The sequence below is a fragment of the Tissierellales bacterium genome, assembly GCA_035301805.1.
Lineage (GTDB): Bacteria > Bacillota > Clostridia > Tissierellales > DATGTQ01 > DATGTQ01.
Window position 1 is genome coordinate 62697 of record DATGTQ010000079.1, and the last position, 6000, is coordinate 68696.

Genomic DNA, 6000 nt, shown 5'->3' on the forward strand with positions numbered 1-6000 from the left:
TATACATAGAAAAAAACCTGCCAAAATTCAGCAGGTTTTTTTAGTTTTTACTATCTTGGTTCAACAAGGAACTTTATTGCTGTCCTTTCTTCTCCTTCAATTTCAATGTCAGTAAAAGCTGGTATACAAATTAAATCCATACCACTTGGTGCTACAAAACCTCTAGAAATAGCAATAGCTTTAACAGCCTGATTAATTGCACCTGCACCGATTGCCTGAATCTCCGCATTCCCTTTTTCTCTTAAGACTCCAGCTAATGCTCCTGCAACAGAATTTGGACTTGATTTTGCTGATACTTTTAATACATCCATTAAAATAGCCCCCTCTAACTATATTTTTTATTATATTTAGTGCTTATATCTCTATTCTACAAATAACAAAAGAATCCTCTTTTTTTTAATAATTTTTTAACTTAAAGCCTATTTTGCATATTCTATTGCTCTTGTTTCTCTTATAACATTAATCTTAATTTGTCCAGGGTAATCTAGCTCCTGCTCAATTTTTTTTACGACTTCTCTTGCAATATGAGTAATGTAATCATCACTTATTTCATCAGGTTTTACCATTATTCTTAATTCACGACCAGCTTGTATAGCATAAGATTTTTCTATTCCCTCAAAGGAACTGGCTATATCCTCAAGCTTTTCAAGCCTCTTTATATATGTTTCTAAGGTTTCCCTTCTTGCACCAGGTCTTGCAGCTGATATAGCATCTGCTGCTTGTACTAATACAGCCTCTACTGTTTGAGGCTCAACATCTCCATGATGAGCTGCTATTGCATGAAGGACTTCTTTAGACTCTTTATACCTTTTTGCAAAATCTACACCAATAGTAACATGAGGACCTTCAATTTCGTGATCCACAGCCTTACCTATATCATGTAATAATCCCGCTCTCTTTGCAACCTTAATATCCACACCTAACTCTGCAGCCATAGTTCCTGCAAGATGGGCTACCTCTATGGAATGCCTTAATACATTTTGGCCGTAACTACTTCTGTACTTTAATCTTCCTAATAATTTCATTAGTTCAGGATGAAGATTGTGTACTCCCACATCAAAGGCAGCTTGTTCGCCTTCTTCTTTTATAATAACATCTACTTCTTTCTTGGCCTTTTCAACCATTTCTTCAATTCTAGCTGGATGGATTCTTCCATCTGCTATTAGTTTTTCCAATGCAATTCTAGCAACTTCTCTTCTAATTGGATCAAAACCTGATAATACTACAGCTTCTGGAGTATCATCGATTATTAAATCTATTCCTGTTAATGTCTCTAATGTTCTAATATTCCTACCTTCTCTACCTATTATACGCCCTTTCATTTCATCATTAGGTAAAGGTACCACTGTTACCGTAGTATCAGCTACGTGATCAGCAGCACATTTTTGAATTGCACAAGAAATAATTTTCCTTGCCCGCTTTTCAGCTTCTTCTTTAGCCTTACTTTCATGTTCTTTTATCATAATGGCAGATTCATGAACTATTTCTTTCTTAACATCATTTAATAGTGTTTCTTTTGCTTCATCAGTAGTGAGTCCTGACAACCTTTCTAACTCATCTACTTGTTTTTCATAAAGCTTACCAATTTCATGTTCCTTTTCTTCTAAACGCTTTGTTCTTTTAGTTAGAAGTTCTTCTTTTCTATCAAAGTTTTCACTTTTTCTATCAATAACTTCTTCCTTATTAACAAGCCGACGCTCTAATCTTTGAAGTTCAGTTCTTCTTTCTCTATTTTCTTTCTCTATTTCAGTTCTCATTTTATGAACTTCCTCCTTGGCTTCAAGGAGTAGTTCCTTCTTATGAGATTCACCATCCCTCTTAGCATCGTCAAGAATCTTTTCAGCTAATAATTCAGCATTACCAATTTTTCCTTCACCAATGGTTTTCCTTATATAATATCCAATGACAATTCCTATTATAACACTTATAATAACAGCTATTAAAAGTTCAATAACAAAGCACCTCCCTTTCTATTTAATTTTCAAGTTCCATTACACATTTTCAAATATAATTCAATCCAATAAAAATATAAACCGAGGTATCTCGGCCTATAGTGATTTAACTATCTTGATTTGAACAGCCAGCATACGCTTTAATTTTATTACTTTTAGTCAATTCTGTCAAGTTTTTTTCACAAGTTAAAAGTCAACTTTTCTACAATACTCTCTGTTCCTTTTAACTCTACCTTATATGCATTTGTACCAATGGCTGATAGGTGATTATTGTGTGTTACCATAATAATTTGCCTATTAAACATTTCTGAAGTTTTCTTTAAAAAATTAGCAACATTAAAAATATATTCTTCACTTACATGTTTTGCTGGCTCATCTAATATTAAAGGACCTTCAATAAAAGGTCTATGAATTTGGAGAAATGATATTCTTAAAGCTAAGGATACAATATCAACAACTCCCCCACCCCTAGACTCAGTAGGTTTAGTTTTAATTTCTTCTCCGTCAACATTGGTTATTACATAGAATTCAGCGTTTTGTTTTTTATAAGCTTCGTTTATTTCGATTTTAAACTGAGTATTATTTTCAAAAATATACTCTAAACAATTAGTAACAAGATTTTCTACCTGAACTTTCGCTTGTTCACGAGCAAATTGGGAAGTTTTTTGTAGTAAAATATTAACCTGTTCTAGTAGTTCCTGTTGCTTTTCAATTGAAGCTATTTTTTCATTGTTTTCCTTAAGCTGTTCAATAATTTTTTCCCTTTTACCACTTTCTTTTGCATAATACTGTTTTAATAAATCTAAGTAACTTTTTAACTCATCATATTCGGTCATGACATTTATCACATCTTTTCTAATATATCTCTTGGTAATAATTCATTTGCATCTTTAAATAAATTATTAATTTCATTTTCCAATTTTTCTATTTCCATATCTAAATCTTCGGGATTTACCCCTAATTCTTTTAATTCCTTAATTATTTTTTCCTTTTCTTGAGTAAGTTGTTCGAGTCGCACTTCAGCTTTATATTTTAATGTCTTAGCCCTTTCTAAATTTTGCTTTAAATTATTAAGTTCCTTTTCATAATCTGCCAATTTGAAACCTCCTTACCTATAATTATCAATAATATTATTAATAGTGCTGCTGTGTATTTTACTAAAACATAATGGACAAACTTCCAGTTCTAATAATAGTTTTTTATACTCCTCCAACAGCTTTTGAGTTTGTAACTCTTCTTTTTTAATTTTATTTTTAGATATATTTATTTCTTTAATATTTTCATCATATTTCTCCTTAATTGAAATTAGTTTATGTTTCTTAACTATCAAGTCATTAATTTCATTAGTAAACTTCTCAGCAGTATTTACATTAGATAATTTTTCTAAATAAAAATTACCAAAAACTATTCTCTTATTAGAATCTCCTAAAGAAGTATTTAATTTAATTAATTTATTTAACTTATTATTAAATTTTTCTAAATTCTTAATGTTTTCATCTATTTTATCAGTATGCGTTAATTTTTTTATTATATTTAAGTTTTTATCATAGTAGCTATTTACTTTTTTATAGTCTTTATTAATATCTAATAGGTTAGTAAATATTTCCTTTTTCTGTTCCAATAGTTTATAAACAGCTTGAGTTTCCTCTAGATTTGTTAATTTATTTATGATGTGAGAATTGTATTTAATATTTTTATCTAAATCCTTTAATATATTATAGTTATTGACTATTAAAGTATAGGATTTAATTCTATATTCTAGGTTTTCTTTATATATTTCTATCTTGTTAATATTATCTAATTTAGAAATTACTTTATTTATCTTATAGAATTCTTCCATTGTAACTTTTAACTCTGTATTTAATTTTTTTAACTTCTCTATCTTTTCCTTTTTTTCCTTCACTTCTAATAAAAGCTTATCTATTTCATTAATATCTTTTTCAAGTCTATCTAAATAATCATATTTCTTTAAATCTTCATTTAAGCTTTCTTGAAAATTAATTAAATTTCTTCTAGAAGAATTTAAATTAATTATTTCTTTAACTGTATCCCTAATAGCATTATCTATTATATGGACACCCACTAAGCGGCCTATAGCATTGGCTCTTACAGCTTTACTCTCAGACAATAGAAAAGGGCCCTCTAATTGTTCACTAATATTTACAGAGTTAGTTTCCGAAGTATCAAGATGAATTTTTCTAATATTAATTTTCTCTTTTATTTCAAGAGGAACAGTATTTCCAAAACCTTGATATATAGTTTCATTTCCTTCAGAATCATAATATAGGTATAAATTTTTACTATTACTTCTATATCTCTTTACTTTAGTATTGTCACTAAATATTATAGTAACACTACATTTATTTTCTCCTTCTCTAATGAAGAAATCTCCAGATGGCTCATTAAATAGAGCCCATTTTATTCCCCTGATAATGGCACTTTTCCCCTGATCAGATGGACCCACTATAACATTTAAATGTTCATCAAATTCTAATTCACTATATTTATGTGATTGAAAATTTTCTAAAACTACCTTCTCAATATATTTCATCTTAATTTTGCTCCCTTACTATTTTCATTTGTGATGATGCTATTCTATTTAAGGCTTCCTCTTTAACAGTAGGGCTAACTCCTTCACTATCAGAAATATCTAATAAAATTTGATTTATATCTAATTTTTCAAAATTTACAGCTGCATCTATTGATTGTTTAAACTCAAATAGTTTTTCATTTTTAAAGATAGTGCTTTCTATTTCTTTTCTGTCTAAAACTTTTTCTCCAGCTAAAGCCACTTTTAATGGTATTAACTCAATTTTTATTCCATCCTTTATTTCTATTAAAACAGCCTTAGGAATTCGTTCAATTTCCTTTAAACTATTAGTAATTCGTACTAAACTACCTGGATTTATAAAAAACTTATTTTCCATTTCTAAAGCTCCAAAACCAGTATGGTAATGGCCAGCCAAGGTTATATCTGCATATGTGTCTTTTATATCATCAATTAATGTATAAGGAATACCTTTAATAAAAGGGCGATCTAATAACATACCATGAACTATATGAATAGCATAATCAGCTTTTTTATCAATATCTTTGACTATGTACTTATCTCTATTATTTTCATCATCAATATCATAAGTATAGGGCTGACCAGTAAGTTGAACAACTATATTATCTTTTTCTAGTAAAACTTTTTCTCCTTCCTTTATTACATTAACAATATTAATAGCATTAAACAAACCTAACATAGTTCTATTAATAGTACTTGGATTATGTCCATATATATCGTGGTTACCACAAATAGTATATATGGGAACCTTTATTTCATTTAATACTTTAGCAAACTTACTAACAATAGATATAGATATATCCGGCCTATCAAAAAGATCTCCTCCATGAAGGACATAGTCAATTTTATATTTACTACACAAATTTACTATTTCATTGAATTTCTTTTCTAGGGTTTCCACAAAATTATCTGTTCTATTTTTAGGAGAAGTACCTCTTATATGAGTATCTGTTAAAAATAAAAAATTCAATAATAAACACTCCTTGAAATAAAACCTCCTTAAAGGTAAGGAGGTTTTATTATTCTTTTTCTTTATCTTTTTTATTTTTTTTATTCACTTTATTTTTATCTATACCTGTATTACCAGGCTTTAAACCATAGTATTCTCTAATTTTATTTTCTACTTCCCTTGAGACTTCTGGATTTTCAATTAAGAAATCCTTTGCGTTTTCCCTTCCTTGACCTAATTTATGTTCTTCATAACTATACCAAGAACCAGCTTTTTTTATAATATCTGCTTCAACGCCTACATCTAATATATTTCCTTCTTTAGATATTACTGTTCCATACATAATATCAAATTCAGCTTTTTTAAAAGGAGGGGCAACTTTATTTTTAACTACCCTTACTCTTGTTCTATTACCAAGAATATTATCTCCTTGCTTTATAGAGTCAAATCTTCTAATATCGATTCTTACGCTAGAATAAAATTTTAAAGCCCTTCCACCAGTAGTAGTTTCTGGATTACCAAACATAATT

General features: G+C 28.9%; 7 protein-coding genes. All 7 read right to left on the reverse strand.

Features of this window, described 5'->3' with window-relative positions; translation table 11 throughout:
* Nucleotides 1-50: 50 nt before the first annotated feature.
* Nucleotides 51-311 (reverse strand): stage V sporulation protein S, encoded by a 261-nt coding sequence (locus VK071_03685; GenBank protein HLR34415.1) that lies wholly within the window; start codon nt 309-311, stop codon nt 51-53.
* Between the two features lie 108 nt (nt 312-419).
* Nucleotides 420-1952, reverse strand: a complete 1533-nt coding sequence (gene rny, locus VK071_03690; GenBank protein ID HLR34416.1) for a ribonuclease Y — start codon at nt 1950-1952, stop codon at nt 420-422.
* A gap of 179 nt (nt 1953-2131) precedes the next feature.
* The gene (locus VK071_03695; GenBank protein HLR34417.1) at nt 2132-2788 is read right to left on the reverse strand and encodes an ATPase; all 657 of its coding nucleotides are present in this window, start codon (nt 2786-2788) and stop codon (nt 2132-2134) included.
* 8 nt (nt 2789-2796) lie between these two features.
* Complete coding sequence (locus VK071_03700) at nt 2797-3048, reverse strand: hypothetical protein (GenBank protein ID HLR34418.1); 252 nt, start codon at nt 3046-3048, stop codon at nt 2797-2799.
* A gap of 12 nt (nt 3049-3060) precedes the next feature.
* Nucleotides 3061-4503: an AAA family ATPase gene (locus VK071_03705; protein ID HLR34419.1), complete on the reverse strand. Its 1443-nt coding sequence runs from the start codon at nt 4501-4503 to the stop codon at nt 3061-3063.
* Between the two features lies 1 nt (nt 4504).
* Nucleotides 4505-5491, reverse strand: a complete 987-nt coding sequence (locus VK071_03710; protein HLR34420.1) for a metallophosphoesterase — start codon at nt 5489-5491, stop codon at nt 4505-4507.
* A gap of 49 nt (nt 5492-5540) precedes the next feature.
* On the reverse strand, nt 5541-6000 hold a 460-nt coding region (locus tag VK071_03715; GenBank protein HLR34421.1), incomplete at its 5' end, for a DNA recombination/repair protein RecA.